This window comes from Candidatus Tisiphia endosymbiont of Parasteatoda lunata, from assembly GCF_964030955.1.
In the GTDB taxonomy this organism is placed as follows: domain Bacteria; phylum Pseudomonadota; class Alphaproteobacteria; order Rickettsiales; family Rickettsiaceae; genus Tisiphia.
This window is the reverse complement of sequence record NZ_OZ035003.1, coordinates 732,283-753,491: the sequence shown is the minus strand read 5'-3', so window position 1 is coordinate 753,491 and position 21,209 is coordinate 732,283. Positions and strand designations below refer to the sequence as shown.

The following is a 21,209-nucleotide window of genomic DNA, read 5'->3' as shown; positions in this document are numbered from 1 at the left end:
AGCTATTTAACTCCTGAGAATTTTTGTAGTGGTGATAGCTGTCCTCACTGTTGTAATGGCAAACTATATAATAGTGAAGCTAGAAAATTGCTACAATTTACAGGTAATGCTCCAATTACAGTCAACAGATATGTAAAGAAAACGCTACGTTGTAATGCTTGTGATTATATAGTTATGAACAATAAAAATATCAACAAATGGACAAATAGTAGCAGAAGTGCAATAGTGTTACAAAAGACCTATGGTACTCCTTTCTACCGTTTATCTAGGCTGCAAAGTTTAAGTGGTGTTCCTGTGGCATATAGCTCGCTCTGGCAACAATATTTAGATGTTTGGCAAGAAGGTGGTGGAGCTGAAATTTACGGGGTATTATTGGAAATGGCTGCCGAATGTAGTTCACTGAACCTTGATGATACTAGAGCTAGGATTTTAGAAATTACTATAGCCAATAAGAAATTACGTACTCAAAATAAGAAAGGACGCAGCTGTTATACTACTACAATATGTGCTAAGACTGCAAATAATGAGGTGATAGTTTTATATTTTACCGGTAATAGGCATGGTGGAGAAAATATAGGTAACGTACTAAAGAATCGTAAGAATAGAACAGATTCTATCCAATTAATGACTGACGCAAGTAACAATAATAACCCGGTATTATCAGAAGCAGATCAAGAATTACTGGCAATAATAGTGATGATCAATTGTTTGTCACATGGTCAGAGAAAATTTACAGAGAATGAACTATATTACCCTGAAGAATGCGGATATTTTCTCAAACAAACACGAGGGATTTACCACAATGAACATCAATGTAAAGAGATGAGTCCTGAAGAAAAACTTGGGTATCATCAGGAACATAGCAGTAAATATATAGAAAACATATATAACAAAATAGACGAATTATTTAACGACAAGAAAGTTGAGCCTAATAGTAGGCTTGGACAAGCTATGAAATATTGGATAAATAATAAAGAAGGTTTGACCCAATTTGAGTCAATCATTTAATTTGTGTAAGTTCATTTTTTATTTTCCAATAAATCATATTTAAAATCTCCACAAAGTATTTCAAATTGATTTAAAGCTAAAGACCAATCTTTAATAGGCATGGTCCATTTTTTGGCTGCATTTTGTAGGGATAAAAATATTATTTTTTGAATTGACTTATCATCTGGAAACACCCCCTTATTTTTGATAATTTTTCTAATTTGACGATTTACAGATTCTATAGTGTTAGTAGTATAAATTACCTTTCTGATCTCTTCAGGAAAGGCAAAAAACGGTATTATCCCAGACCAATTACGTTGCCAAATATCAGAAATTATAATGGACTGAAAAAATTAGACAAAGAAGCAGGTATTTTTGTTTCTCAATAAGTATAGAATAATAAATAAAATTAAAGAGAAACAAATGGGTAAAAAACAAATTAAAAATTTTAGTGCAGAAGCAAAAACTAAAATAGTATTAGAGATGTTAAAAGAAGAATCAACAATAGGTCAGTTATCGGTCAAATATGAAGTAACGGCTAAAACTATGCAAAACTGGAAACGACAATTTTTAGATAATGCGTCATTGGCATTTGAGCCAGCAAAAGCTGTTAGTGAGTACAAAGGGCAGATTAGTGAACTTAAGAATCAAAACGATGAACTTGCAAAAGCATTAGGTAAGGCTACAGTCGAGAGGGACTGGGCGGTGGGAAAGCTAAACAGCTTGGACTTATCAAATAAGAAAAGTCTTGTCGACCCCAAGCTGAGTACGTTAGCAAAGACAAGGCAATGTGAACTATTAAAGATAAGCAGATCTGGAGTATATTATAAAGCTAAAGTAATGAGCTTATATAATCTTGATATTTTAAATAGAATAGATGAAATATATACGGATAACCCTGAGTATGGTTATCGTTATATATACAAACAATTATTGGAAGACGGCTTTAATGTGGGCAGAGATAGGGTGCTTAAATATATGGGAATAATGGGTATAGAAGCTATTCATCCTCATAAAAAGCAATCTACTTCTGTGAAGGATGGTCAACATAAAATTTATAGCTATTTGCTTGAGCCGTACTGGCACAAATCAGGAACGAATAGAACTATTCATGTACCTTATGTTAATCAAGTGTGGAGTGGTGACATTACTTATATTAGAACTAACGGAGGATTTATGTATCTTGTGGCGATTATAGATTGGCATAGTAAGGCAATACTAAGTTATAAAGTATCTAATTCTATGGATGCATCACTTGTAACCGATGTATTAAAAGATGCACTGAATAAATACCCTGCACCACAAATATTCAATAGTGATCAGGGTAGTCAATATACTGGACATGAGCATACGGGAATTCTAAAAGAGAATAATATACAAATCTCAATGAACGGTAAGGGTAGAAGCATTGATAATATTGTGATTGAAAGATTTTTTAGAACTTTAAAATATAATTGTATATTTATAAATGATTTTAAAAATATCGCAGAACTTAAAGATGGTATTGATAAATACATGGATAAATATAACAATCAAAGATTCCATTCAAGTATTGGTTATAAAAAACCGATGAACGTGTATCTTGATTACTTACAAAATGCAGCTTAAAAATTATGTAAAATGGGAAACAAAATTAGTGAAAAATTTGTCTTGAAAAATCAGTCCAGTTTCGATATATGAATAATACGGAATTAATCGAGACAGCAGCTTAAACGACAGGAAGCCAATCATTAGAGAATTTGGCAGAACTAGGATCACCATTATGAATAAGAATGTGTAAGGTTCTATAACAAATTTGATAAGATGAATTATCAGATGGGAAAAGTTTTGCGGTAAATTTACCTTTGGATAGGCGTTTAGAGCATAGCCAAAAGCCTTGACCGTCAAAGGACAAAATTTTAATGGCAGTTCTGTTTTTATTGTCCCACTTTGGGAGAAAAACCCCGCACTTGCAGTGCGTCGTTTCAACATAAATTTTAAATATCTTATCAAGAAAAGATAAGAATGAATCATACAGATATTTTTTAACAAAATCTTACACTTCACAGATATATTCTTTTTGTGTTGTGACACTTTCTAAATGAGCCATACACAAATAGTTTCTAACTTTTAAGTTAGTACATACATGAGGCATTCATGCCGTAATATTAAGCTCTGCACTTGCAGTGCAGAGTGGTTAACTATAGAATAAAAACAAGGAACCATTAAGAGGGTCAGAAGAAAGTTTTTGTCTACAAACAGCGATTAAGCCATCGATACCCTTGCGAAAATCGATGGCAATAGTGGCAACAAAAATAACTGACGCCGGGGTTAGTTGCAGCATAAAAATGTCTGAATTATGGTTTTTGGTTCTAGTGTTTGGATAATAAGTTTGGTACCATTTGGTTTAATAATGTGACAAGTATAGTGATTTTGTTTGGGGGCAGCTACAGGATCGGTATCTATAGAATTTAATAGTTGAAATGGGAGAAAATTAATATTTTGTTGTAGAGCTTGATTTGAAGTTGAGACAGGAGAAGTTTTGAGGGTAGGCTCATGGGCTTTTTTAATTGAACTGATTGTTGCTTTATTGTCCCACTTTGGGAGAAAAACCCCGCACTTGCAGTGCGTCGTTTCAACATAAATTTTAAATATCTTATCAAGAAAGAGTCAATCATTTAATTTGTGTAAGTTCATTTTTTATTTTCCAATAAATCATATTTAAAATCTCCACAAAGTATTTCAAATTGATTTAAAGCTAAAGACCAATCTTTAATAGGCATGGTCCATTTTTTGGCTGCATTTTGTAGGGATAAAAATATTATTTTTTGAATTGACTTATCATCTGGAAACACCCCCTTATTTTTGATAATTTTTCTAATTTGACGATTTACAGATTCTATAGTGTTAGTAGTATAAATTACCTTTCTGATCTCTTCAGGAAAGGCAAAAAACGGTATTATCCCAGACCAATTACGTTGCCAAATATCAGAAATTACCGGATATTTTTTATCCCATTTTACACCAAATTGCTGAAGTTTTAAACGTGCCATTTCGTCATTATTAGCTGTATAAATTTGTTTTAGATCTGATGTGACCTCTTTTAAATCTTTATATGACACATACTTTACTGAATTGCGAACCATATGTACAATACATAATTGTACTATAGTACTCGGGAATACACTGCTTATAGCTTCTGGAAAGCCCTTTAAACCATCCACACAAGCAACATAAATTTGTTCAATTCCTCGATTCTTTAACTCAGTAACTACTTGCATCCAAAATTTAGCACCTTCATTTTTGCCTATCCAAATGCCAAGTAACTCCTTTTTCCCTTCTATATTTACAGCAAGTGCTAAATATACTGCTTTATTTATTGTCCCACTTTGGGAGAAAAACCCCGCACTTGCAGTGCGTCGTTTCAACATAAATTTTAAATATCTTATCAAGAAAAGATAAGATATTTTTTAACAAAATCTTACACTTCACAGATATATTCTTTTTGTGTTGTGACACTTTCTAAATGAGCCATACACAAATAGTTTCTAACTTTTAAGTTAGTATATACATGAGGCATTCATGCCGTAATATTAAGCTCTGCACTTGCAGTGCAGAGTGGTTAACTACTATGTGATTGTCTCTAGATTTTACATAGATACAGTCCAAGTATAATATTGGATACACCCTATCTAAACAACGATTTTGCCACCTAGTTACTTCTTCTATCACCCCATCTGTTATGGTGGATATCAAGTCACCAGATACATCAGTTTGATATATTTCTTCTAAATGCCCTCGGATCTCGCTGACTGTCATACCGCGACCATAAAGGGATATCACTTTCTCATCAAATCCATTAAATCTCCTCAGCCCTTTTGGTATTAATTGAGGATTATACTCTCCTTCCCGATCTCTTGGTACTTCTACTGTCAGCTTACGACCATCCCCATCAATTACTGTCTTCTCATAGCTACCATTACGACGATTATTATCTACTTTTGGCATCTTGCTATGTTTTGAATATCCTAATTCATGATCCAACTCACTTGCTAATATTTTCTCAACTATTTGCTTCTTTAGCTGTTGAAATAAACCATCTCGACCAAATAACTCCGATGGATCTGCTTTTGATAATAATTCTTCTACTAGCTGATTACTGATGTCTAATGTATCTTTATCTGTATCTAATTTTTTAGCCATAATTCCTCCTTGCTTGCTTAAGTTAACCTCAGTTTGATGTAAGAGGAAGGTTGAGATTGTTTAATTTTCCAAAAGCTACAGAAATTTTATTAGGCTTAAAAACATAGGCAAGCAGTCCAGCTAATACGTTAGTTTGAAAATTCATAACAGATCTGTGCCTTGTATGGTCTATATGACAAAGGTTTTTTAGTTGATCGTTAATGGTTTCAATAATATACCTTTTATTTAAAAACCGCTTTTTAATAGGATCTATTATTTTTTCTTTCATATTACTTTTAATTTTTGTTATTAGTTCTAAACCTTGATTAGCAAGGGATTGAGTGAGTTTTTTACTGATATACCCACGATCACCAAAAAGCCAGCCTTGTAATTTATCTACTAAATTTTCCACCACTGCTCTATCATCAACATTTCCTGGAGTTAAAGAAAAACTCATAATCTCTCCGCAACTGTTAATGACAATATGTAGCTTACAACCAAAGAACCACCCAGTGGAAGTCTTACCTCTTTTTGCTATGTCTTTGAATACTTTATGTCTATTAATTCTTAAATTATGGCAAGCAGGAAGTTTAGTAGAGTCGATATAATATTGACCAGTTTGTTTTCCTGATAGGCTTTTTAGCAGTAACACCATGGGCATGAAGCTCATTGGCATTAACTGAATAAAACGACTATAGCTCACAAGTTTTGGAAATTCCTTTCTATAACTTTGACATAGGCAGCATAAATAAAAATCTTTAAAGGTACGGTAGTGACTCAAGTGAAACATTACTATAATAGTAATAATCTCTGAGAGTCCTATACTGCAAACTACTTTACGCTTACGGTTAGGATTTGGTAATATATATTTATTTTGCTCCGTATCAAAATGCTTGCAAAAATCATCAATTAAGCAGAAAATCTCCGTAAGAGGGATCATAATATATTCTCCAATTTTGTTGTTATTATTCGAGAACTTTATAATCCCTCCCTTCTTACTTTTCAAATATTCTTTCTCCTAACACACTAGTTTAAAAGAAGGTTTTATTTTTACCATAGCTCACCACCAACAGTTTGTTTATGTTATTACATAATGCTTAGCATTTTGTTTGGTGCTTACGTCAAACTCAGGTTAAGTTACTTTTTTTACAGTAATCTCTTACTGCTTTCTTTGCAACTTACACAAACTATAGGACAGACTCATATTTTTTAACAAAATCTTACACTTCACAGATATATTCTTTTTGTGTTGTGACACTTTCTAAATGAGCCATACACAAATAGTTTCTAACTTTTAAGTTAGTACATACATTAGGCATTCATGCCGTAATATTAAGCTCTGCACTTGCAGTGCAGAGTGGTTAACTTATGCTGCCTATGCCAAAGTTATAGAAAGGAATTTCCAAAACTTGTGAGCTATAGTCGTTTTGTTCAGTGATCTGTCAACAGTTTTCCGGACAGTTTGTTTAGGCACATTTTTGCATTTTCTCGTATTGTACAGGTGATAGATAGTCATTAGTTGAATGCATCCTTATACGATTATAAAATACTTCTATATATTCAAATATGGCATATTTTGCTTCCTCCCTAGTTTTAAATTTATATTGATAAATTAGTTCTGTTTTTATAGTGTGAAAAAAGCTTTCAGCAACAGCATTATCCCAACAATTTCCTTTACCGCTCATACTCTGTATAATACCATGTTGTTTTGTAAGTTTTGAATGGCTATCAGAACAATATTGACTACCTCTATCAGTATGCCAAATAAGTCCTTTAGGTGGTTTACGTTGCCATATTGCCATTAGCAGAGCATTATTAACTAAATCAGCTTTCATGTTACTATTCATTGACCACCCTATAATTTTCCTAGAAAATAGATCAATAACGGTTGCTAAGTACAGCCAACCTTCTTCAGTTGGAACATATGTGATGTCCCCAACCCAATAACAATTAGCAGCATAGACCTTGAACTTTCTATCCAATAAATTAGGAGCAACTTGCTTATTATGACTAGAATCAGTAGTTGCTTTAAATTTATGTTTGCTTTTACATACTAAACCAGCTTCATTCATTAGCCTTGCAATCCGCTTCCGACTAACAATTATACCGTGTCTAGATAGTTCCTTTTTAATGGGTCTAGATCCATAATTCCTTCTACCTTCTTGAAAAATTGTTTTAATCTTACAGGTTAAAGCATTATCTTCTTTGTCCCTATTGCATTCAGGGGTAGTTAACCATTCATAATAGCCACTACGTGATACTTTCATAAATTTGCACATAATCGCAGTTGAAAAATCACCTTTATGCTTCTTTATCCATGCGTACTTTATTGGGACTCTTTCGCAAAGTACGCGGCAGCCTTTTTTAATAGATCACGCTCCTGCGTTACCCTAGCTAAATCTTTCTTTAATCTTTTTAATTCATCATAGAGATGTTCATCTGTTCGCATTATTGATTCTTTAGGTTTGGAATATTTATCTACCCAAGTATATAGAGTATTTCTAGTAATACCTAACTCTTTAGCTGTTTGTGACACAGGTCGCTTGGACTCAATTGCTAATTTAACTGCTGACTCTTTAAATTCAGCCGGATAAACCTTTGGTTTGCTATTAGTCATTTTTGTACTTCCTTTCTGTTAATATTGTCTCCTATTAACTGTCCGGAAAACTATAACCACATCAGTAATGCAGTAAGTTGACCATCCCTATACCAGGTATAACATCATGTACAGCTCCAGAATATTGATAATGTACAAGCTCAATTTTCTTACTGTATTGCTTTGACAATAACGTGTCATCTCCCACTAATAAACAAGAAGCTTCCCTATCAATATATTTTGACACTTCTCTGTAGATCCCGCTAGGGCGGAAATCCTTACTATTTAACCATCGACTTGCACTATCATGAGATAGGTTTATTGGACTTACTTCAGATAATGCTTTACCACTATATCTTACGCTACTTGCTTGTAAAAATGATTTATATAAGTCTTTGCTACATTTTGATCTTGCCATGCTTAACTAAAACTCTTTCTTGCTAGATTAACATATTTTTTGCTAAGTGCGAAACTCCTGGTTAAGTTACATCGAATTCAGGTTAGCGGTAGATATAGCGGATATAGACATACAGGTCATGGTCGAAATTTTGTTAGACCTATGTTGTTTGTAGCTGCTATGGCTGCTAGAAATTCTAACTCTGAACTGAAGGTATTTTATGAAAAATTGATCAATAGAGGAAAAAAGAAAATGGTGGCGATGGTAGCATTAATGCGTAAAATCATTGTGATTGCAAACGCTAAGTTACGTTGAAGAATTTTGTGTGTATTACCTGCCCATTAACTTAGCAATAGTTTTATTAGCTTCTTCTAGCTCCTGTTTAGTATTTACTCCAAGCACTATGTCGTGGTCTGAAGATAACAAATATGATACTTTTTCTCCGCTATCCTTAGCTATTTTTACAAGGGCGGTCAAATACAACTCTTTTGATCTATCAACCTTACCTAAAAAAATACTAGGTAGATATTTTTTTAATATACCAGCTTCAAAAGCCATAATACCAGAATTACAAATTGTTATAGCTTGTTCTTCACTCGTTGCCTCTTTAAATTCCACAATTTTTAAGAAATATCCTAGTTCATCAGTAACTATTCGTCCATATTGCCCCGGGTTATCACGTCTAAAGCATAACGTTGTAATGGCTGAATTGGTAGAAACTAGGTGGTCTAGTAAATCATTAATAATATTTGCGGTGATTAAAGGATTATCTCCGTAAAGCACTGCTACAATTTTATTGTCATCAACTAAGTCTAAAGCAGTATATACTGCATGAGCAGTACCAAGAGGTTTTGGCTGTAATATAAATTTACAAATATCTTTATAACAAACAATATGTTCTTCTAATTGCCATGAGTGAACTAAAATAACTTCATTGCTCACTTGCCGAGCATTGGTTATCACCCTATCAAGCATCGATCTACCACCAACTTTATGCATTACTTTTGGTAAGGTAGAATCCATTCTTCGACCATTACCTGCAGCTAAAACAATAACTTGGCAGTCCATATTAAGCATCTTTCATAGTTTCATAAATTGCGTTAGATAATTCATAATTACCAAAAACTTTTTGCACATCATCACTTTCTTCTAAAATATCCACTAATTTTAATAGCTTCTCTGCTTTATCATTATCTTCTATAATTATGGTATTTTTAGGCACCCAACCTATGTAAGATTCTTCAGGATGTCCATATTTATTGGTCAGAAAATCAACAGCTTGCATAAAATTCTCAATATCCGTGTAGATTAAATATGTATCTTCTTCAGAAATCATATCTTTTGCTCCAGCCTCTAGGCTACTGTCAAACATAGCTTCTGTTGTTGCTAAATTTGCCGGATATTGTATTACTCCAAGATGATCAAACATATAACTACTGCTTCCAGTTTCACCTAAATTACCACCAAATTTGCTAAAAGCTGCTCTAATTTCAGCAGCCGTACGATTTTTATTATCAGTTAAAGCCTCTATTATTATCGCAATCCCACCAAGAGCAAAGCCTTCATATCTAATTTCTGTATAATTTTCATTATTACTAGAATCACTCGCTGCACTTATTGCCTTATCTATTCGCTCCTTTGGCAAATTTTGACTACGAGCTGCCGCTATACTACTTCGCAATCGTGGATTATTGCTTATATCAGCCCCTAGTTTAGCAGCAGTAATAATTTCTCTAACTAACTTAGTAAAAATTTTTGCCCTTTTTTTATCTTGTGCACCTTTTCGATGCTGAATATTTTTAAATTTTGAATGACCAGCCATATTGTAATCTTAAATCATTTTGAACCGAATCGTATCAGAAGGCAGCTTAAAGTCAATGATAAATTCTTCAAGCTTTTCCAACATTAGAGTCATTTTTTACTTTAATAAAACTGCATATCATTTTATATTAGCTAAGTATAACACATAGAATCAAACCCACTAATACCAAATATGAAAAAATTTGTAATTTTATGTCTTTTATTTGCTCATGATTGCCTAGCATCAGAACCTCAGGCGTGGCAAATGTTGCTACAAACTCCAGCAAGCCCTCTTATGGAGGAGCTACAAGGGTTTCATAATTTCCTGCTACTCATATCAGGAGGGATAGTTGTCTTTATTTTCGTTTTACTAATGTATGTTTGTATTAGATTTAATGCCAAAGCCAATCCCATTCCAGCAAAATTCTCTCATAATATATTGATTGAAGTTATTTGGACGATAATTCCTATAATAATTTTGGTTATTATTGCTGTACCATCGTTCCGTATTTTACGGTTTGCCGAAAAAATCCCTGAGATAGACATGACGGTTAAAGTTGTAGGATATCAATGGTATTGGCACTATATCTACCCTGATCATGAGAATATTGAATTTGATAGTTATTTAATTACTGATGAAAACTTAAAACCTGGTCAAAAAAGATTATTAGAAGTTGATAACCGTATTATCATACCAGAAAATACTACGGTAAAATTTCTAATTACCGCAGGAGACGTCATACATAGTTTTGCAGTACCAGCACTGGGCATAAAGATGGATGCCGTTCCTGGAAGAATCAATGAAACTTGGACTAAAATTAGCAAAAAAGGCGTGTATTATGGTCAGTGTTCAGAGCTTTGTGGTATTAACCATGCTTTTATGCCGATTGCCATTGAAGTGGTAAGCAAGGAAGAATTTCAAAACTGGTTGATTATGGCAAAGTCAAAATTCTCTATGAATATGAAGACTAACAAAAAATTAGCCTTCAAATAAATTAAATAAAAGAGTTACTATGGTACATTTCAACAAGCATTATCCCCATCTTTACGCAAAACAGGTTAAAGAAAGGTTCTGTCGCATATGTTGGACAATAGAAAAAAGATTGATATAATGATCTAAAAAAGATGTTAAGATGTTTCGTATTACTGCAAGATTATTATCATATTTCAAAGGATTTTGTTCTTCACCAGAAATAATAATGTTATTTGTCTATATGAAATGCCGATTTTCTTTAAGTTATCGAGATTTGGAAGAAATGATGAGTATAAGGGGAGCAAAAATTGATCACTCTACATTACAAAGATGGGTTATAAAATTTGTACCATTGATAGATCAGGTGGTTAGAAAAAGAAAGAAGCCAGTTGGTAGTAGTTGGAGAATGGATGAGACTTATATTAAATTAAACGGTAAATGGGTTTATTGTCCCACTTTGGGAGAAAAACCCCGCACTTGCAGTGCGTCGTTTCAACATAAATTTTAAATATCTTATCAAGAAAAGATAAGAATGAATCATACAGATATTTTTTAACAAAATCTTACACTTCACAGATATATTCTTTTTGTGTTGTGACACTTTCTAAATGAGCCATACACAAATAGTTTCTAACTTTTAAGTTAGTACATACATTAGGCATTCATGCCGTAATATTAAGCTCTGCACTTGCAGTGCAGAGTGGTTAACTTATATAGAGCACTAGATAGTCTTGGTAATACTGTAGACTTTCTGCTACGTAAGCATAGAGACAAGCCTGCAGCACTTGCATTTTTTCGTAAAGCCTTTAGAGAGAATAATTTTCCTGAGAAAGTAGTAATTGATAAAAGCGGTAGTAATACGGCTGCTCTTAATGATTTGAATACAGAAGTTCCTAAAGATTATAAAATTAAGGTTATTCAGACCAAATACCTGAATAATCTTGTAGAACAAGATCATAGGTTTATCAAAAAACGTACAAAGCCAATGCTTGGTTTTAAGAGTTTTCATTCTGCAGAAATGACTATTACCGGTATAGAAAATATTCGTATGATGCAAAAAAGACAAATAATTGGAGCTAATGATAATCTTTCTACTTTTGAGAATTTTGCTATGTTAATGGCATCATAATGTCCAAAACCTTAGTTTTAACAATCTTGATGTAGTATGATTTATAGATGCGACAAAACCCATATAACCTAGCGGATTAACTCTTGTACCTCTTGCATATAATAGCTTGCCGCATGGCAAAACTACATCCTGATCTAAAACATAACTCGGATCGAAATTATGACTAACGGTCTTAGTTGCCTTACCTATGCCAGCAATAGCAACTGGTTCTTCTATCTTCTTTCTAGCTAAATCTTGCATCTCTTGCTGATACTCAGCAAAATTCAGATTCTGTAATTTACGCTGCATCATGCTGACAAAATCTTCTTCTATAATGGACTGAAAAAATTAGACAAAGAAGCAGGTATTTTTGTTTCTCAATAAGTATAGAATAATAAATAAAATTAAAGAGAAACAAATGGGTAAAAAACAAATTAAAAATTTTAGTGCAGAAGCAAAAACTAAAATAGTATTAGAGATGTTAAAAGAAGAATCAACAATAGGTCAGTTATCGGTCAAATATGAAGTAACGGCTAAAACTATGCAAAACTGGAAACGACAATTTTTAGATAATGCGTCATTGGCATTTGAGCCAGCAAAAGCTGTTAGTGAGTACAAAGGGCAGATTAGTGAACTTAAGAATCAAAACGATGAACTTGCAAAAGCATTAGGTAAGGCTACAGTCGAGAGGGACTGGGCGGTGGGAAAGCTAAACAGCTTGGACTTATCAAATAAGAAAAGTCTTGTCGACCCCAAGCTGAGTACGTTAGCAAAGACAAGGCAATGTGAACTATTAAAGATAAGCAGATCTGGAGTATATTATAAAGCTAAAGTAATGAGCTTATATAATCTTGATATTTTAAATAGAATAGATGAAATATATACGGATAACCCTGAGTATGGTTATCGTTATATATACAAACAATTATTGGAAGACGGCTTTAATGTGGGCAGAGATAGGGTGCTTAAATATATGGGAATAATGGGTATAGAAGCTATTCATCCTCATAAAAAGCAATCTACTTCTGTGAAGGATGGTCAACATAAAATTTATAGCTATTTGCTTGAGCCGTACTGGCACAAATCAGGAACGAATAGAACTATTCATGTACCTTATGTTAATCAAGTGTGGAGTGGTGACATTACTTATATTAGAACTAACGGAGGATTTATGTATCTTGTGGCGATTATAGATTGGCATAGTAAGGCAATACTAAGTTATAAAGTATCTAATTCTATGGATGCATCACTTGTAACCGATGTATTAAAAGATGCACTGAATAAATACCCTGCACCACAAATATTCAATAGTGATCAGGGTAGTCAATATACTGGACATGAGCATACGGGAATTCTAAAAGAGAATAATATACAAATCTCAATGAACGGTAAGGGTAGAAGCATTGATAATATTGTGATTGAAAGATTTTTTAGAACTTTAAAATATAATTGTATATTTATAAATGATTTTAAAAATATCGCAGAACTTAAAGATGGTATTGATAAATACATGGATAAATATAACAATCAAAGATTCCATTCAAGTATTGGTTATAAAAAACCGATGAACGTGTATCTTGATTACTTACAAAATGCAGCTTAAAAATTATGTAAAATGGGAAACAAAATTAGTGAAAAATTTGTCTTGAAAAATCAGTCCAGTTTCTTCCTTAATCTCAAAAGTTGCCGATTGCTTACCAAAATCCTTGGCAATGGCAGTATTAATACTGCTACACAAGAAAAATACTACCAACAATAAAACTTCAGTTTGCATTAATTATCACCATAATGACTCCACATCCGTAAGACTTTTATTCTCCTACCTACTTCATCCACTTCATAAAATAATCTATGCTTTAAGTTAATACGCCTTGAGTAAGACTTAGCATATATTCCTCTTAGCTTTTTATATGGAGGTGGGTTTGCAAATGGATCATTTTTTATAATGTCTAATAATTTATAAACTTGTTTCTTTAAATTTGATCGATCAATTTTCTTAAAATCATTAGCTGCATCCTTGGTGAAATATAAATCATACATATACTGCCCTATTCCTCTAGCTTACTACTACAATCCTTGAAATCAGTCTCTAGCCCTTTAATAATTGACTCACTTAGTTCTTTATTAGATGCCACAAATAACGTCTCTTGAATATCCTCCCAATCTTTAAATGAAATTAATACCGCACTATTTCTTTTACCTTTGATAATTGTTGGCTCATGGCTTAGTCCAACTTGATCTATTAATTGATATAGATTTTTCCTTGCCTCACTAGCTATTAAGTACGACATAATATCTTTTCTCCTTATTTAATTTTATACATTATATAGTCCGTCCGCCAAAAATATTTAAAGCCCCCCATAATCTATGATTGAATAAAATTTTTACAAAAAAAATTCTAATATTTGCACTAAAATTAAAAATTGTTTTCAATTTTATTGTCCCACTTTGGGAGAAAAACCCCGCACTTGCAGTGCGTCGTTTCAACATAAATTTTAAATATCTTATCAAGAAAAGAAAAGATAAGATATTTTTTAACAAAATCTTACACTTCACAGATATATTCTTTTTGTGTTGTGACACTTTCTAAATGAGCCATACACAAATAGTTTCTAACTTTTAAGTTAGTACATACATGAGGCATTCATGCCGTAATATTAAGCTCTGCACTTGCAGTGCAGAGTGGTTAACTGAAAAATTTCTGTTTTAGTAAAATTTTTACATGAGCTTATTGTTAACGATTTTTTTTAATCGTTTAGCAAGTTTTTTAATAATAATTTTTTGTCCCACTTTGGGAGAAAAACCCCGCACTTGCAGTGCGTCGTTTCAACATAAATTTTAAATATCTTATCAAGAAAAGAAAAGATAAGATATTTTTTAACAAAATCTTACACTTCACAGATATATTCTTTTTGTGTTGTGACACTTTCTAAATGAGCCATACACAAATAGTTTCTAACTTTTAAGTTAGTACATACATGAGGCATTCATGCCGTAATATTAAGCTCTGCACTTGCAGTGCAGAGTGGTTAACTGAAAAATTTCTGTTTTAGTAAAATTTTTACATGAGCTTATTGTTAACGATTTTTTTTAATCGTTTAGCAAGTTTTTTAATGATAATTTTTTTATGTAGAGTTAGGCATGATGTGTAAATGATTGGCAATACATCGTAAATTCAAACCTATAGCAGAGATTATTGGATTGATCACATCGGTTTTGTCGCATCTATAAATCATACTACATCAAGATTGTTAAAACTAAGGTTTTGGACATTATGATGCCATTAACATAGCAAAATTCTCAAAAGTAGAAAGATTATCATTAGCTCCAATTATTTGTCTTTTTTGCATCATACGAATATTTTCTATACCGGTAATAGTCATTTCTGCAGAATGAAAACTCTTAAAACCAAGCATTGGCTTTGTACGTTTTTTGATAAACCTATGATCTTGTTCTACAAGATTATTCAGGTATTTGGTCTGAATAACCTTAATTTTATAATCTTTAGGAACTTCTGTATTCAAATCATTAAGAGCAGCCGTATTATTACCGCTTTTATCAATTACTACTTTCTCAGGAAAATTATTCTCTCTAAAGGCTTTACGAAAAAATGCAAGTGCTGCAGGCTTGTCTCTATGCTTACGTAGCAGAAAGTCTACAGTATTACCAAGACTATCTAGTGCTCTATATAAATAAACCCATTTACCGTTTAATTTAATATAAGTCTCATCCATTCTCCAACTACTACCAACTGGCTTCTTTCTTTTTCTAACCACCTGATCTATCAATGGTACAAATTTTATAACCCATCTTTGTAATGTAGAGTGATCAATTTTTGCTCCCCTTATACTCATCATTTCTTCCAAATCTCGATAACTTAAAGAAAATCGGCATTTCATATAGACAAATAACATTATTATTTCTGGTGAAGAACAAAATCCTTTGAAATATGATAATAATCTTGCAGTAATACGAAACATCTTAACATCTTTTTTAGATCATTATATCAATCTTTTTTCTATTGTCCAACATATGCGACAGAACCCTTTCTCCATAATACCGTCCATATGTTGAAAAGAGCTAGCTCCTGCCGCGTAAGACTCATTCCAGTCGGTCTTAAAAACACCCTGCTGATATAACTGTTGGTTGCCAACCGAATAATTATCGAACGACTTGTTGCCTGTCACCGATTCATTAGCCGCTTGTGATGCAGCGGATTGGCTAGCCCCTGTGATAGTGCCAGCTAAATGGATGAAGCCACCTACCCCGCCTTGCATCAGACTAAAAGCAAGAAATGGTATTGCCATCTGCAAACCTGATGCAACTGCTACAATCTTGTCCGTATAGTTGCCTATTTGACTGATAGTACTGAAACTAACTACTCGATCAGCAATACCAAGTAAAGTAGTGCTGCTATAGATATCGATGAACATGTTAAGTACAGCATTTAACGGAGCCCATAACTGAAATGATGCTACGAGCGTTAAATAACCTAAATATCTGCTCCAACCGCCACTCATGATCAACATTGGTACCATGAAGATGAATGAGCTATATACCAGTCCTTTCAATACACTCATCAATATTGGTAAGTAAGTATATGCTAAATCTCCAGCAATTCGCCAGTTTGATTCTTGAGTAGCCGAAGCTCGAACGTAACCATAATCACTAGAGTAGTTTCTGATGGCATTGATCATCATTTGCTGGCGTATTAACTTCTCATTGATGTGGTTATAGTTTTCCGGACAGTTAATAGGAGACAATATTAACAGAAAGGAAGTACAAAAATGACTAATAGCAAACCAAAGGTTTATCCGGCTGAATTTAAAGAGTCAGCAGTTAAATTAGCAATTGAGTCCAAGCGACCTGTGTCACAAACAGCTAAAGAGTTAGGTATTACTAGAAATACTCTATATACTTGGGTAGATAAATATTCCAAACCTAAAGAATCAATAATGCGAACAGATGAACATCTCTATGATGAATTAAAAAGATTAAAGAAAGATTTAGCTAGGGTAACGCAGGAGCGTGATCTATTAAAAAAGGCTGCCGCGTACTTTGCGAAAGAGTCCCAATAAAGTACGCATGGATAAAGAAGCATAAAGGTGATTTTTCAACTGCGATTATGTGCAAATTTATGAAAGTATCACGTAGTGGCTATTATGAATGGTTAACTACCCCTGAATGCAATAGGGACAAAGAAGATAATGCTTTAACCTGTAAGATTAAAACAATTTTTCAAGAAGGTAGAAGGAATTATGGATCTAGACCCATTAAAAAGGAACTATCTAGACACGGTATAATTGTTAGTCGGAAGCGGATTGCAAGGCTAATGAATGAAGCTGGTTTAGTATGTAAAAGCAAACATAAATTTAAAGCAACTACTGATTCTAGTCATAATAAGCAAGTTGCTCCTAATTTATTGGATAGAAAGTTCAAGGTCTATGCTGCTAATTGTTATTGGGTTGGGGACATCACATATGTTCCAACTGAAGAAGGTTGGCTGTACTTAGCAACCGTTATTGATCTATTTTCTAGGAAAATTATAGGGTGGTCAATGAATAGTAACATGAAAGCTGATTTAGTTAATAATGCTCTGCTAATGGCAATATGGCAACGTAAACCACCTAAAGGACTTATTTGGCATACTGATAGAGGTAGTCAATATTGTTCTGATAGCCATTCAAAACTTACAAAACAACATGGTATTATACAGAGTATGAGCGGTAAAGGAAATTGTTGGGATAATGCTGTTGCTGAAAGCTTTTTTCACACTATAAAAACAGAACTAATTTATCAATATAAATTTAAAACTAGGGAGGAAGCAAAATATGCCATATTTGAATATATAGAAGTATTTTATAATCGTATAAGGATGCATTCAACTAATGACTATCTATCACCTGTACAATACGAGAAAATGCAAAAATGTGCCTAAACAAACTGTCCGGAAAACTGTTGACAGATCACACCTCCAATATTAACTCCTGCATAGTTTTTAAAGGATAACTCAATATTCTTTTTAAAATTTGAGGTTAGTCGCTGGAATGTTCTTTGAACGTAATTAGTTTGTCCTGCCTGTGCAATATCAGTATCTTTTACCTTTTTCTCAAGTGCTTCAATTTCCAATTTAAATGCTGGGTCTAGCACTTCTTTGGCTGCTCTATCACAAGACATTAAGCTTTTAGTTTTACCAATACGTACACTAGTATGCCGTAAAGTAGCAGCATTATCTTTGACCAAACTCCATATATCATCCGTTTTAAGCAATTCTTCGGGTGTGTAATGATAGCCAATCATCGCATCTAACATTACACATCGATCAATAAAGTTACTCATATTTTCCATGAACTCCAGGAGACCTGATACGCCAATTACGTGATTCTTGTATAAGCCTTGCACCAAATACCATACCGTAATCCCGGTAATTAGTGTTACTAACCATGGTAAATGCCTGTTCAAAACCTAAGGTTAGTAAATCACCAAAAGTTTCTAATATGCCGACAGGTAGGGCAAAGCCAATCGGCAGATTGTCAACTTTTTCTTGTTTCTTGGACACGTTATCATAAATCATCATATCGGCTTTAGGAAGTAACATAAAATATATCATAGCTATCATCGCTATAACCTTACCAAGATGGGCTTTGTATCCATTTGCACCTGCATAAGACATCTTAAGTGCATAATAACCAACAGTACCCATGGTTACTACTAGAATTAATGATTCACCAAAACTGCTGCTCATTAGCATCGCTATGGCGTTTAAGCAATAAAACATAGCATCTATATGCCCATAGGTATGTACTGTTAAATCCATATCGTTATTCTCTTTTTATCTCTCGCTATTAAGCAACTAATCACTGATTAAATTCATAATTAATTTTATAGTCACCTTTTTGGTTAAAACCCCCAGCTTCAGCTGGGAAAGACTTCAGTCCTTGTTCTAATATTTCAATTCACTATAACTTGAATATATGATATTTTAATATACATGAAGAGCTTGCTCTTATGTATATTAAAATATCATATATGACAGATTATAACAAGACTAGCCACACTGTATTTTACCATCGCTTTCATGTTGTTTGGATCACTAAATATCGCTACAAAGTATTGCAGGGTAACTTATAAGAATTAGGATCAGAGAGATAGCACAGGCATTAGTAATATCTCTTTAGAGTAATAGCGACTTCCAGTCTAGATATCAACCCACCAGCTTCAGCTGGTTGTTATTGAGTATTATTTCTTTTTGCACCGGATGACTCTCAGCAATCATTAATGCGAGCGTTGTCATACTAGTTTCATTCATGTTTTTCAGTCCAATTTTTGCCTTACTTAAGTAAAGAAGGAACAATAAGCTACCTATTCTCTTATTGCCGTCGCTAAATGGATGATCTTTAATTAAAAAATATAAAAGATGTGCTGCTTTTTCTTGCACTGATGGATATAATGACTCTCCACCAAATGTTTGCTCAATGTTACCAAGTATCGCTTTAAGCATATTCCCCCTTTCTATTCCAAATAAATTACCAGCTTCATGCTGCAATTCTTCTTTTAAGACAGATATTGAGTCAATTGCCTCTTGATAATCAAGTAATACGATAGAAACAAGTTGTAGATTTACTGGCATATTAAAATTATCTTCATCATATCTTATGAGCATATCCCATGTTTTAGTATATGATTTGATTAGTCTAAGTAATTCCTTACCAGTATCAGTCGCTAGGTTTTGATTGATTAACGTAGTAGATAACAATTCAATAGTTTGTTTTAACTTAGCTAGATGCTTGCTTGTTACTTTATCATGATTGATGTTATATCCTTGGACTAGATAATCTTTTAATATTTTTGATGCCCATTTTCTAAACTCTACTCCTCTTTTAGAATTTACCCTGTATCCGACTGATAAAATGGCATCTAAATTGTAATATTCTATTGTTCTTTTTATTGTCCCACTTTGGGAGAAAAACCCCGCACTTGCAGTGCGTCGTTTCAACATAAATTTTAAATATCTTATCAAGAAAAGATAAGAATGAATCATACAGATATTTTTTAACAAAATCTTACACTTCACAGATATATTCTTTTTGTGTTGTGACACTTTCTAAATGAGCCATACACACAGGAGTTTCGCACTTAGCAAAAAATATGTTAATCTAGCAAGAAAGAGTTTTAGTTAAGCATGGCAAGATCAAAATGTAGCAAAGACTTATATAAATCATTTTTACAAGCAAGTAGCGTAAGATATAGTGGTAAAGCATTATCTGAAGTAAGTCCAATAAACCTATCTCATGATAGTGCAAGTCGATGGTTAAATAGTAAGGATTTCCGCCCTAGCGGGATCTACAGAGAAGTGTCAAAATATATTGATAGGGAAGCTTCTTGTTTATTAGTGGGAGATGACACGTTATTGTCAAAGCAATACAGTAAGAAAATTGAGCTTGTACATTATCAATATTCTGGAGCTGTACATGATGTTATACCTGGTATAGGGATGGTCAACTTACTGCATTACAATGCTAAAACTGATCAATCTACCCCTGTAGATTATAGAATATATGATAAAGAAACTGATGGAAAAACAAAGAATGAGCATTTTTGTGATATGCTTACTTTAGCTAAGGAAAGAGGGATCAATCCTGATGCAGTAGTAATGGATGCGTGGTATAGCGGTTTGGAGAATTTGAAACATATACGTAATTTAGGTTGGACATGGGTTAGTAACCTAAGAAAAAATAGAAAAGTTAATCATAATGTTAGCTTAGAAAGTTTAGAGATTCCTGATGAGGGACTAAAAATTCACCTACGTGGATACGGTTGGGTTACGGTATTTAAGTTTGTGGCAAAAAATGGTCGCATTGATTACATAACAACTAACTTAGAAAATCCAACACGTGAACAAATAGAGAAAATTGTTAAGGCACGGTGGTCTATAGAAGTTTATCATCGAGAATTAAAACAAACTTGTGGTATTGAACGCTGTCAGGCACGCACGGGTCGAGCTCAGAGAAATCATATTTGCCTTGCTGTATTTGCTTGGCTCGATATGAACAAAAGGAGGATAAATGAAAAAATTACTTTATATCAACAAACTTGGGAAGTTATAAAAACATCAATTCAGAACAACATTAGATGCCTTTTAGCTGATTCGCAATTTTGCTAACTGCGAAACTCCTGACACAAATAG

31 protein-coding genes and 4 pseudogenes are annotated in these 21,209 nt (G+C 33.3%); 10 read left to right on the top strand and 25 right to left on the bottom strand.

Annotated features, from left to right (window positions below; genetic code table 11):
* Nucleotides 1-87: 87 nt before the first annotated feature.
* Nucleotides 88-1,008, top strand: coding sequence for an IS66 family transposase (locus AAHN00_RS04700; RefSeq protein WP_342272270.1), 921 nt, complete (start codon nt 88-90; stop codon nt 1,006-1,008).
* An 11-nt stretch (nt 1,009-1,019) separates the two neighbouring features.
* On the opposite strand, the pseudogene AAHN00_RS04695 reads toward AAHN00_RS04700, so the two are convergent.
* Nucleotides 1,020-1,322 (bottom strand): annotated as a pseudogene (locus AAHN00_RS04695) (transposase); the annotation flags it as partial.
* An 88-nt stretch (nt 1,323-1,410) separates the two neighbouring features.
* Here AAHN00_RS04695 and AAHN00_RS04690 point away from each other — a divergent pair.
* Nucleotides 1,411-2,595 (top strand): IS3 family transposase, encoded by a 1,185-nt coding sequence (locus AAHN00_RS04690; RefSeq protein WP_342270912.1) that lies wholly within the window; start codon nt 1,411-1,413, stop codon nt 2,593-2,595.
* Nucleotides 2,596-2,695: 100 nt separating this feature from the next.
* Here AAHN00_RS04690 and tnpB (AAHN00_RS15000) read toward each other — a convergent pair whose 3' ends face one another.
* The 10 genes and pseudogenes from tnpB (AAHN00_RS15000) to AAHN00_RS04640 form a co-directional block, all read right to left on the bottom strand.
* Entirely contained in the window at nt 2,696-2,881 is a 186-nt protein-coding gene (gene tnpB, locus AAHN00_RS15000) for an IS66 family insertion sequence element accessory protein TnpB (RefSeq protein WP_410521371.1), read from the bottom strand.
* Nucleotides 2,882-3,163: 282 nt separating this feature from the next.
* Nucleotides 3,164-3,310: an IS66 family insertion sequence element accessory protein TnpB gene (tnpB, locus tag AAHN00_RS04680; RefSeq protein ID WP_342270934.1), complete on the bottom strand. Its 147-nt coding sequence runs from the start codon at nt 3,308-3,310 to the stop codon at nt 3,164-3,166.
* 127 nt (nt 3,311-3,437) lie between these two features.
* Entirely contained in the window at nt 3,438-3,629 is a 192-nt protein-coding gene (locus tag AAHN00_RS04675) for a hypothetical protein (protein WP_342272268.1), read from the bottom strand.
* 30 nt (nt 3,630-3,659) lie between these two features.
* Nucleotides 3,660-4,340 (bottom strand): annotated as a pseudogene (locus tag AAHN00_RS04670) (IS256 family transposase); the annotation flags it as partial.
* Nucleotides 4,339-4,485: a hypothetical protein gene (locus AAHN00_RS04665; protein WP_342271580.1), complete on the bottom strand. Its 147-nt coding sequence runs from the start codon at nt 4,483-4,485 to the stop codon at nt 4,339-4,341. The pseudogene AAHN00_RS04670 and the gene AAHN00_RS04665, both read right to left, overlap by 2 nt.
* Before the next feature lie 36 nt (nt 4,486-4,521).
* A complete protein-coding gene (locus AAHN00_RS04660) occupies nt 4,522-5,169 on the bottom strand; it encodes a transposase (protein WP_342272267.1) in 648 nt (215 codons plus the stop codon).
* 28 nt (nt 5,170-5,197) lie between these two features.
* Entirely contained in the window at nt 5,198-6,088 is an 891-nt protein-coding gene (locus AAHN00_RS04655) for an IS982 family transposase (protein ID WP_342270981.1), read from the bottom strand.
* A 526-nt stretch (nt 6,089-6,614) separates the two neighbouring features.
* Nucleotides 6,615-7,463, bottom strand: coding sequence for an IS3 family transposase (locus tag AAHN00_RS04650; protein WP_342272570.1), 849 nt, complete (start codon nt 7,461-7,463; stop codon nt 6,615-6,617).
* Nucleotides 7,464-7,474: 11 nt separating this feature from the next.
* Nucleotides 7,475-7,765, bottom strand: coding sequence for a transposase (locus AAHN00_RS04645; RefSeq protein ID WP_342270937.1), 291 nt, complete (start codon nt 7,763-7,765; stop codon nt 7,475-7,477).
* A 61-nt stretch (nt 7,766-7,826) separates the two neighbouring features.
* Nucleotides 7,827-8,162, bottom strand: coding sequence for a hypothetical protein (locus tag AAHN00_RS04640; protein ID WP_342272266.1), 336 nt, complete (start codon nt 8,160-8,162; stop codon nt 7,827-7,829).
* An 84-nt stretch (nt 8,163-8,246) separates the two neighbouring features.
* Between AAHN00_RS04640 and AAHN00_RS04635 the strand changes: the two are divergent.
* Nucleotides 8,247-8,456: pseudogene (locus tag AAHN00_RS04635) on the top strand (IS110 family transposase); the annotation flags it as partial.
* A 15-nt stretch (nt 8,457-8,471) separates the two neighbouring features.
* Here AAHN00_RS04635 and AAHN00_RS04630 read toward each other — a convergent pair.
* Nucleotides 8,472-9,218, bottom strand: coding sequence for a sugar phosphate nucleotidyltransferase (locus AAHN00_RS04630; protein ID WP_342272264.1), 747 nt, complete (start codon nt 9,216-9,218; stop codon nt 8,472-8,474).
* Nucleotides 9,211-9,963, bottom strand: coding sequence for a YebC/PmpR family DNA-binding transcriptional regulator (locus AAHN00_RS04625; protein ID WP_342272263.1), 753 nt, complete (start codon nt 9,961-9,963; stop codon nt 9,211-9,213). Before AAHN00_RS04625 ends, AAHN00_RS04630 begins: the two co-directional genes overlap by 8 nt.
* A gap of 171 nt (nt 9,964-10,134) precedes the next feature.
* Here AAHN00_RS04625 and coxB point away from each other — a divergent pair, with 171 nt between their 5' ends.
* Entirely contained in the window at nt 10,135-10,935 is an 801-nt protein-coding gene (gene coxB, locus AAHN00_RS04620; RefSeq protein ID WP_342272262.1) for a cytochrome c oxidase subunit II, read from the top strand.
* Between the two features lie 139 nt (nt 10,936-11,074).
* Nucleotides 11,075-11,362 (top strand): annotated as a pseudogene (locus tag AAHN00_RS04615) (IS6 family transposase); the annotation flags it as partial.
* Here the strand turns inward: AAHN00_RS04615 and AAHN00_RS04610 are convergent.
* Entirely contained in the window at nt 11,342-11,515 is a 174-nt protein-coding gene (locus AAHN00_RS04610) for a hypothetical protein (protein ID WP_342271197.1), read from the bottom strand. The pseudogene AAHN00_RS04615 and the gene AAHN00_RS04610 overlap by 21 nt on opposite strands.
* 99 nt (nt 11,516-11,614) lie before the next feature.
* Between AAHN00_RS04610 and AAHN00_RS04605 the strand changes: the two genes are divergently transcribed.
* Entirely contained in the window at nt 11,615-12,043 is a 429-nt protein-coding gene (locus AAHN00_RS04605) for an IS6 family transposase (protein WP_410521382.1), read from the top strand.
* Here AAHN00_RS04605 and AAHN00_RS04600 read toward each other — a convergent pair.
* A complete protein-coding gene (locus AAHN00_RS04600; protein WP_342272261.1) occupies nt 12,038-12,334 on the bottom strand; it encodes a hypothetical protein in 297 nt (98 codons plus the stop codon). The two genes, AAHN00_RS04605 and AAHN00_RS04600, sit on opposite strands and share 6 nt — an antisense overlap.
* 106 nt (nt 12,335-12,440) lie before the next feature.
* On the opposite strand from AAHN00_RS04600, the gene AAHN00_RS04595 reads away from it, so the two are divergent.
* Nucleotides 12,441-13,625, top strand: coding sequence for an IS3 family transposase (locus AAHN00_RS04595; protein WP_342270912.1), 1,185 nt, complete (start codon nt 12,441-12,443; stop codon nt 13,623-13,625).
* Between the two features lie 3 nt (nt 13,626-13,628).
* Here the strand turns inward: AAHN00_RS04595 and AAHN00_RS04590 are convergent, their stop codons facing one another.
* The 7 genes from AAHN00_RS04590 to AAHN00_RS04560 form a co-directional block, all read right to left on the bottom strand.
* On the bottom strand, nt 13,629-13,796 hold the full coding sequence (locus AAHN00_RS04590) for a hypothetical protein (RefSeq protein WP_342272260.1): 168 nt from the start codon (nt 13,794-13,796) through the stop codon (nt 13,629-13,631).
* Nucleotides 13,796-14,062 (bottom strand): Txe/YoeB family addiction module toxin, encoded by a 267-nt coding sequence (locus AAHN00_RS04585; protein WP_341753546.1) that lies wholly within the window; start codon nt 14,060-14,062, stop codon nt 13,796-13,798. The genes AAHN00_RS04590 and AAHN00_RS04585 overlap by 1 nt, the downstream gene beginning before the upstream one ends.
* A gap of 8 nt (nt 14,063-14,070) precedes the next feature.
* On the bottom strand, nt 14,071-14,313 hold the full coding sequence (locus tag AAHN00_RS04580) for a type II toxin-antitoxin system Phd/YefM family antitoxin (protein ID WP_341753545.1): 243 nt from the start codon (nt 14,311-14,313) through the stop codon (nt 14,071-14,073).
* 31 nt (nt 14,314-14,344) lie between these two features.
* Nucleotides 14,345-14,605, bottom strand: coding sequence for a hypothetical protein (locus AAHN00_RS04575; RefSeq protein WP_342272259.1), 261 nt, complete (start codon nt 14,603-14,605; stop codon nt 14,345-14,347).
* 184 nt (nt 14,606-14,789) lie between these two features.
* Nucleotides 14,790-14,948 (bottom strand): hypothetical protein, encoded by a 159-nt coding sequence (locus tag AAHN00_RS04570; RefSeq protein ID WP_342272258.1) that lies wholly within the window; start codon nt 14,946-14,948, stop codon nt 14,790-14,792.
* Between the two features lie 346 nt (nt 14,949-15,294).
* A complete protein-coding gene (locus AAHN00_RS04565; protein ID WP_342272257.1) occupies nt 15,295-16,002 on the bottom strand; it encodes an IS6 family transposase in 708 nt (235 codons plus the stop codon).
* Nucleotides 16,003-16,023: 21 nt separating this feature from the next.
* A complete protein-coding gene (locus AAHN00_RS04560) occupies nt 16,024-16,785 on the bottom strand; it encodes a conjugal transfer protein TraG N-terminal domain-containing protein (RefSeq protein WP_342272256.1) in 762 nt (253 codons plus the stop codon).
* A 24-nt stretch (nt 16,786-16,809) separates the two neighbouring features.
* Here AAHN00_RS04560 and AAHN00_RS04555 point away from each other — a divergent pair, with 24 nt between their 5' ends.
* Together AAHN00_RS04555 and AAHN00_RS04550 are read left to right on the top strand one after the other, a co-directional pair.
* Nucleotides 16,810-17,100, top strand: coding sequence for a transposase (locus AAHN00_RS04555; protein ID WP_342270937.1), 291 nt, complete (start codon nt 16,810-16,812; stop codon nt 17,098-17,100).
* The gene (locus AAHN00_RS04550) at nt 17,058-17,960 is read left to right on the top strand and encodes an IS3 family transposase (protein WP_342272567.1); all 903 of its coding nucleotides are present in this window, start codon (nt 17,058-17,060) and stop codon (nt 17,958-17,960) included. Before AAHN00_RS04555 ends, AAHN00_RS04550 begins: the two co-directional genes overlap by 43 nt.
* Here the strand turns inward: AAHN00_RS04550 and AAHN00_RS04545 are convergent.
* The 3 genes from AAHN00_RS04545 to AAHN00_RS04535 form a co-directional block, all read right to left on the bottom strand.
* The gene (locus tag AAHN00_RS04545; RefSeq protein ID WP_342272255.1) at nt 17,957-18,361 is read right to left on the bottom strand and encodes a hypothetical protein; all 405 of its coding nucleotides are present in this window, start codon (nt 18,359-18,361) and stop codon (nt 17,957-17,959) included. The genes AAHN00_RS04550 and AAHN00_RS04545 overlap by 4 nt on opposite strands.
* The gene (locus AAHN00_RS04540; protein WP_342272254.1) at nt 18,354-18,839 is read right to left on the bottom strand and encodes a conjugal transfer protein TraG N-terminal domain-containing protein; all 486 of its coding nucleotides are present in this window, start codon (nt 18,837-18,839) and stop codon (nt 18,354-18,356) included. The genes AAHN00_RS04545 and AAHN00_RS04540 overlap by 8 nt, the downstream gene beginning before the upstream one ends.
* 387 nt (nt 18,840-19,226) lie before the next feature.
* On the bottom strand, nt 19,227-20,123 hold the full coding sequence (locus AAHN00_RS04535) for a virulence protein RhuM/Fic/DOC family protein (protein WP_342272253.1): 897 nt from the start codon (nt 20,121-20,123) through the stop codon (nt 19,227-19,229).
* 81 nt (nt 20,124-20,204) lie between these two features.
* Here AAHN00_RS04535 and AAHN00_RS04530 point away from each other — a divergent pair, with 81 nt between their 5' ends.
* Entirely contained in the window at nt 20,205-21,185 is a 981-nt protein-coding gene (locus AAHN00_RS04530; RefSeq protein WP_342271025.1) for a transposase, read from the top strand.
* Nucleotides 21,186-21,209: the final 24 nt, after the last annotated feature.

Bases quoted from the DNA above. Each gene is read 5' to 3' on its own strand.
- AAHN00_RS04540 (WP_342272254.1), bottom strand. From the start codon at position 18,839: ATGGATTTAACAGTACATACCTATGGGCATATAGATGCTATGTTTTAT.
- AAHN00_RS04580 (WP_341753545.1), bottom strand. From the start codon at position 14,313: ATGTCGTACTTAATAGCTAGTGAGGCAAGGAAAAATCTATATCAATTA.
- AAHN00_RS04555 (WP_342270937.1), top strand. From the start codon at position 16,810: ATGACTAATAGCAAACCAAAGGTTTATCCGGCTGAATTTAAAGAGTCA.
- AAHN00_RS04690 (WP_342270912.1), top strand. From the start codon at position 1,411: ATGGGTAAAAAACAAATTAAAAATTTTAGTGCAGAAGCAAAAACTAAA.
- AAHN00_RS04595 (WP_342270912.1), top strand. From the start codon at position 12,441: ATGGGTAAAAAACAAATTAAAAATTTTAGTGCAGAAGCAAAAACTAAA.
- coxB (WP_342272262.1), top strand. From the start codon at position 10,135: ATGAAAAAATTTGTAATTTTATGTCTTTTATTTGCTCATGATTGCCTA.
- AAHN00_RS04630 (WP_342272264.1), bottom strand. From the start codon at position 9,218: ATGCTTAATATGGACTGCCAAGTTATTGTTTTAGCTGCAGGTAATGGT.
- AAHN00_RS04645 (WP_342270937.1), bottom strand. From the start codon at position 7,765: ATGACTAATAGCAAACCAAAGGTTTATCCGGCTGAATTTAAAGAGTCA.
- AAHN00_RS04530 (WP_342271025.1), top strand. From the start codon at position 20,205: ATGGCAAGATCAAAATGTAGCAAAGACTTATATAAATCATTTTTACAA.
- AAHN00_RS04640 (WP_342272266.1), bottom strand. From the start codon at position 8,162: ATGGCAAGATCAAAATGTAGCAAAGACTTATATAAATCATTTTTACAA.
- AAHN00_RS04625 (WP_342272263.1), bottom strand. From the start codon at position 9,963: ATGGCTGGTCATTCAAAATTTAAAAATATTCAGCATCGAAAAGGTGCA.
- AAHN00_RS04585 (WP_341753546.1), bottom strand. From the start codon at position 14,062: ATGTATGATTTATATTTCACCAAGGATGCAGCTAATGATTTTAAGAAA.
- AAHN00_RS04565 (WP_342272257.1), bottom strand. From the start codon at position 16,002: ATGTTTCGTATTACTGCAAGATTATTATCATATTTCAAAGGATTTTGT.
- AAHN00_RS04590 (WP_342272260.1), bottom strand. From the start codon at position 13,796: ATGCAAACTGAAGTTTTATTGTTGGTAGTATTTTTCTTGTGTAGCAGT.
- AAHN00_RS04660 (WP_342272267.1), bottom strand. From the start codon at position 5,169: ATGGCTAAAAAATTAGATACAGATAAAGATACATTAGACATCAGTAAT.
- AAHN00_RS04545 (WP_342272255.1), bottom strand. From the start codon at position 18,361: ATGAGTAACTTTATTGATCGATGTGTAATGTTAGATGCGATGATTGGC.
- AAHN00_RS04600 (WP_342272261.1), bottom strand. From the start codon at position 12,334: ATGATGCAGCGTAAATTACAGAATCTGAATTTTGCTGAGTATCAGCAA.
- AAHN00_RS04655 (WP_342270981.1), bottom strand. From the start codon at position 6,088: ATGATCCCTCTTACGGAGATTTTCTGCTTAATTGATGATTTTTGCAAG.
- tnpB (WP_342270934.1), bottom strand. From the start codon at position 3,310: ATGCTGCAACTAACCCCGGCGTCAGTTATTTTTGTTGCCACTATTGCC.